Origin of the sequence: Variovorax pasteuri (assembly GCF_051216435.1) — a bacterium.
Taxonomy (GTDB): Bacteria; Pseudomonadota; Gammaproteobacteria; order Burkholderiales; family Burkholderiaceae_C; genus Variovorax.
This window is the reverse complement of the sequence record NZ_JBPJZS010000019.1, coordinates 1-5,693: the sequence shown is the minus strand read 5'-3', so window position 1 is coordinate 5,693 and position 5,693 is coordinate 1. Positions and strand designations below refer to the sequence as shown.

Annotated in this window: 2 tRNA genes and 3 rRNA genes; all 5 read left to right on the top strand. The window is 50.4% G+C overall.

Annotated features, from left to right (window positions below):
• The first annotated feature begins 429 nt into the window (after positions 1-429).
• The 5 genes from ACSFBM_RS33900 to rrf all read left to right on the top strand — a co-directional run bounded on the left by ACSFBM_RS33900 (position 430) and on the right by rrf (position 5,665).
• Positions 430-1,964 (top strand): 16S ribosomal RNA (locus tag ACSFBM_RS33900).
• A 79-nt stretch (positions 1,965-2,043) separates the two neighbouring features.
• Positions 2,044-2,120: transfer RNA gene (locus ACSFBM_RS33895), tRNA-Ile, on the top strand.
• Between the two features lie 29 nt (positions 2,121-2,149).
• Positions 2,150-2,225: transfer RNA gene (locus ACSFBM_RS33890), tRNA-Ala, on the top strand.
• Between the two features lie 323 nt (positions 2,226-2,548).
• A 23S ribosomal RNA gene (locus ACSFBM_RS33885) occupies positions 2,549-5,424 on the top strand.
• Positions 5,425-5,552: 128 nt separating this feature from the next.
• Positions 5,553-5,665, top strand: a 5S ribosomal RNA gene (gene rrf, locus ACSFBM_RS33880).
• The 16S, 23S and 5S rRNA genes sit together here with 2 tRNA genes alongside, the layout of an rRNA operon.
• Positions 5,666-5,693 lie beyond the last annotated feature (28 nt).

Here is a 5,693-nt window from a genome sequence, read left to right as displayed (position 1 = left end):
GTTGCGATGGGTTTCTTCGGAGCTGATTGCGAGTTGGTTGGGTGAAAAAAGCTTCTTCGAAGTTGACGCTGATTGAAAAGTCGGTGCATAATCGAAGGCTTCGCTGAAACGGATTCGGCGGCTGGTTGCGAAAGTGGCGAGCTGGATGAAGATGAAGAAAGCGAAAAAAGTTTGACGGTACTTAGAAAACCGTGATAGACTACAAGGCTTCGCTGATCACAGCGAGCTGAACGAAGTAAACGCAAAGTTGCTTCGGTGATCGTTAAAAATTTACAGCCGATAAGCGTGGGCGTTTGAAGGTAATTGCGTAAGTTCTTCGGAACAAGTCGCAAGACTTAAAAACGCTCATGAGATAGAAGTGAAGTTCACTTTAATTCTTTTTTTTATGAGTTTTGCTTGACCGCGAGGTCAGGCGCAAAAATCAAGATCGAACTATAGAGTTTGATCCTGGCTCAGATTGAACGCTGGCGGCATGCCTTACACATGCAAGTCGAACGGCAGCGCGGGAGCAATCCTGGCGGCGAGTGGCGAACGGGTGAGTAATACATCGGAACGTGCCCAATCGTGGGGGATAACGCAGCGAAAGCTGTGCTAATACCGCATACGATCTACGGATGAAAGCAGGGGATCGCAAGACCTTGCGCGAATGGAGCGGCCGATGGCAGATTAGGTAGTTGGTGAGGTAAAGGCTCACCAAGCCTTCGATCTGTAGCTGGTCTGAGAGGACGACCAGCCACACTGGGACTGAGACACGGCCCAGACTCCTACGGGAGGCAGCAGTGGGGAATTTTGGACAATGGGCGAAAGCCTGATCCAGCCATGCCGCGTGCAGGATGAAGGCCTTCGGGTTGTAAACTGCTTTTGTACGGAACGAAACGGCCTTTTCTAATAAAGAGGGCTAATGACGGTACCGTAAGAATAAGCACCGGCTAACTACGTGCCAGCAGCCGCGGTAATACGTAGGGTGCAAGCGTTAATCGGAATTACTGGGCGTAAAGCGTGCGCAGGCGGTTATGTAAGACAGTTGTGAAATCCCCGGGCTCAACCTGGGAACTGCATCTGTGACTGCATAGCTAGAGTACGGTAGAGGGGGATGGAATTCCGCGTGTAGCAGTGAAATGCGTAGATATGCGGAGGAACACCGATGGCGAAGGCAATCCCCTGGACCTGTACTGACGCTCATGCACGAAAGCGTGGGGAGCAAACAGGATTAGATACCCTGGTAGTCCACGCCCTAAACGATGTCAACTGGTTGTTGGGTCTTCACTGACTCAGTAACGAAGCTAACGCGTGAAGTTGACCGCCTGGGGAGTACGGCCGCAAGGTTGAAACTCAAAGGAATTGACGGGGACCCGCACAAGCGGTGGATGATGTGGTTTAATTCGATGCAACGCGAAAAACCTTACCCACCTTTGACATGTACGGAATTCGCCAGAGATGGCTTAGTGCTCGAAAGAGAACCGTAACACAGGTGCTGCATGGCTGTCGTCAGCTCGTGTCGTGAGATGTTGGGTTAAGTCCCGCAACGAGCGCAACCCTTGTCATTAGTTGCTACATTCAGTTGGGCACTCTAATGAGACTGCCGGTGACAAACCGGAGGAAGGTGGGGATGACGTCAAGTCCTCATGGCCCTTATAGGTGGGGCTACACACGTCATACAATGGCTGGTACAAAGGGTTGCCAACCCGCGAGGGGGAGCTAATCCCATAAAACCAGTCGTAGTCCGGATCGCAGTCTGCAACTCGACTGCGTGAAGTCGGAATCGCTAGTAATCGTGGATCAGAATGTCACGGTGAATACGTTCCCGGGTCTTGTACACACCGCCCGTCACACCATGGGAGCGGGTTCTGCCAGAAGTAGTTAGCTTAACCGCAAGGAGGGCGATTACCACGGCAGGGTTCGTGACTGGGGTGAAGTCGTAACAAGGTAGCCGTATCGGAAGGTGCGGCTGGATCACCTCCTTTCTGGAAACAAGCAATTTAATTTAAACGCCCACACTTATCGGTTGTTGGAAGAAGTCGAGATCTTCATTGGTCTTCGATTGGGTCTGTAGCTCAGCTGGTTAGAGCACCGTCTTGATAAGGCGGGGGTCGTTGGTTCGAGCCCAACTAGACCCACCAAATCTTCTGATTTCTCGTGTGAGAGTTTTGGGGGATTAGCTCAGCTGGGAGAGCACCTGCTTTGCAAGCAGGGGGTCGTCGGTTCGATCCCGTCATCCTCCACCAATAATTCGGTATATTCAATTCAACACCAAAGCGGCTTTGTGCGTGAGCATGAGGCTTCTTTGTTGTTGATCAGGATCTCTTGATCAATCGGCTGTTCTTTAAAAATTCATAGAGTCGAATCAGCGCTGCTGATGGAAACTGCACATTCGTAAAGGTTTAGTGCAGACCGTGCCATCAGCAGCATAGAATTTTTGATTGCGTCAAAAGAAACTTCAATTTCGAGTCAAATCGAATTTTGAATGTACGGCATAACGCGTCAGGTGAAAGACCTGACATATTCCTTGAGATGATTTTGTGTTTCGAAAGAAACGTCAAAGTTATAGGGTCAAGTGAATAAGAGCACGTGGTGGATGCCTTGGCAATGATAGGCGACGAAGGACGTGATAGCCTGCGATAAGCTTCGGGGAGCTGGCAAATTAGCTTTGATCCGGAGATTTCCGAATGGGGAAACCCACCTGCAAAGGTATCGCATGATGAATACATAGTCATGCGAGGCGAACCGGGTGAACTGAAACATCTCAGTAGCTCGAGGAAAAGACATCAACCGAGATTCCGAAAGTAGTGGCGAGCGAAATCGGAAGAGCCTGTTAGTGATAGCACAAGACATAACGGAACAGTTTGGAAAGACTGGCCATAGCGGGTGATAGCCCCGTACGTGAAATGACCTGTGTGGTACTGAGCTAACGACAAGTAGGGCGGGACACGAGAAATCCTGTCTGAATATGGGGGGACCATCCTCCAAGGCTAAATACTCATCATTGACCGATAGTGAACTAGTACCGTGAGGGAAAGGCGAAAAGAACCCCGGGAGGGGAGTGAAATAGATCCTGAAACCGCGTGCTTACAAAAAGTAGGAGCCTCGTAAGGGGTGACTGCGTACCTTTTGTATAATGGGTCAGCGACTTACATTCAGTGGCAAGGTTAACCGAATAGGGAAGCCGTAGAGAAATCGAGTCCGAATAGGGCGATCAGTCGCTGGGTGTAGACCCGAAACCAAGTGATCTATCCATGGCCAGGATGAAGGTGCCGTAACAGGTACTGGAGGTCCGAACCGACTAGTGTTGCAAAACTAGCGGATGAGCTGTGGATAGGGGTGAAAGGCTAAACAAACTTGGAAATAGCTGGTTCTCTCCGAAAACTATTTAGGTAGTGCCTCAAGTATTACCATCGGGGGTAGAGCACTGTTTTGGCTAGGGGGTCATGGCGACTTACCAAACCAAGGCAAACTCCGAATACCGATGAGTACAGCTTGGGAGACAGAGCACCGGGTGCTAACGTCCGGACTCAAGAGGGAAACAACCCAGACCGCCAGCTAAGGTCCCTAAAATTGGCTAAGTGGGAAACGAAGTGGGAAGGCTAAAACAGTCAGGATGTTGGCTTAGAAGCAGCCATCATTTAAAGAAAGCGTAATAGCTCACTGATCGAGTCGTCCTGCGCGGAAGATGTAACGGGGCTAAGCCAGTTACCGAAGCTGCGGATTTGCAATTTATTGCAAGTGGTAGGAGAGCGTTCTGTAAGCCTGTGAAGGTGCGTTGTAAAGCGTGCTGGAGGTATCAGAAGTGCGAATGCTGACATGAGTAGCGTTAAAGGGGGTGAAAAGCCCCCTCGCCGTAAGCGCAAGGTTTTCTACGCAACGTTCATCGGCGTAGAGTGAGTCGGCCCCTAAGGCGAGGCAGAGATGCGTAGCTGATGGGAAACAGGTCAATATTCCTGTACCGATTGTTAGTGCGATGTGGGGACGGATCTTAATAGGTCATCCAGTTATTGGATTATTCTGGTTTAGTTGGATGTAGGCGTGCATTAGGCAAATCCGGTGCACATATACCGAGGCCAACGATCGAGCGGACTTGTCCGTGAAGTGACTGAACGAGGTTCCAGGAAAAGCCACTAAGCTTCAGCTAACAACGACCGTACCGCAAACCGACACTGGTGCGCGAGATGAGTATTCTAAGGCGCTTGAGAGAACTCAGGAGAAGGAACTCGGCAAATTGACACCGTAACTTCGGAAGAAGGTGTGCCCTATTAGTGTGTAGTGAACAACGAAGCATGAATGGGTTGCAAAAAATCGGTGGCTGCGACTGTTTATTAAAAACACAGCACTCTGCAAACACGAAAGTGGACGTATAGGGTGTGACGCCTGCCCGGTGCTGGAAGATTAAATGATGGGGTGCAAGCTCTTGATTGAAGTCCCAGTAAACGGCGGCCGTAACTATAACGGTCCTAAGGTAGCGAAATTCCTTGTCGGGTAAGTTCCGACCTGCACGAATGGCGTAACGATGGCCACACTGTCTCCTCCTGAGACTCAGCGAAGTTGAAATGTTTGTGATGATGCAATCTCCCCGCGGAAAGACGGAAAGACCCCATGAACCTTTACTGTAGCTTTGTATTGGACTTTGAACAGATCTGTGTAGGATAGGTGGGAGGCTTTGAAGCAGGGTCGCTAGATCTTGTGGAGCCAACGTTGAAATACCACCCTGGTGTGTTTGAGGTTCTAACCTAGGTCCATTATCTGGATCGGGGACAGTGCATGGTAGGCAGTTTGACTGGGGCGGTCTCCTCCCAAAGCGTAACGGAGGAGTTCGAAGGTACGCTAGTTACGGTCGGACATCGTGACGATAGTGCAATGGCATAAGCGTGCTTAACTGCGAGACTGACAAGTCGAGCAGATGCGAAAGCAGGACATAGTGATCCGGTGGTTCTGTATGGAAGGGCCATCGCTCAACGGATAAAAGGTACTCTGGGGATAACAGGCTGATACCGCCCAAGAGTTCATATCGACGGCGGTGTTTGGCACCTCGATGTCGGCTCATCTCATCCTGGGGCTGTAGCCGGTCCCAAGGGTATGGCTGTTCGCCATTTAAAGAGGTACGTGAGCTGGGTTTAAAACGTCGTGAGACAGTTTGGTCCCTATCTTCCGTGGGCGCTGCAGATTTGAGGAAGCCTGCTCCTAGTACGAGAGGACCGGAGTGGACACACCTCTGGTGTATCGGTTGTCACGCCAGTGGCATTGCCGAGTAGCTAAGTGTGGAAGAGATAACCGCTGAAAGCATCTAAGCGGGAAACTCGTTTCAAGATGAGATCTGCCGGGGCCTTGAGCCCCCTGAAGAGTCGTTCAAGACCAGGACGTTGATAGGTCAGGTGTGGAAGCGCAGTAATGCGTTAAGCTAACTGATACTAATTGCTCGTGAGGCTTGACCCTATAACTTTGATCAATCAGATCAAGGTGTTATGCCAAGTTGACGCATTCAAAATAATTCGCCAAAAGCTGATTCCAAACTCTATGAATTTGTTGTGTTGATCGCGTGATCAGCACAACAACCCTTTATGCCTGATGACCATAGCGAGTTGGTACCACTCCTTCCCATCCCGAACAGGACAGTGAAACGACTCAGCGCCGATGATAGTGCGGGTTCCCGTGTGAAAGTAGGTCATCGTCAGGCTCTTACAGCCCAGAAAACCCCAGTCAGC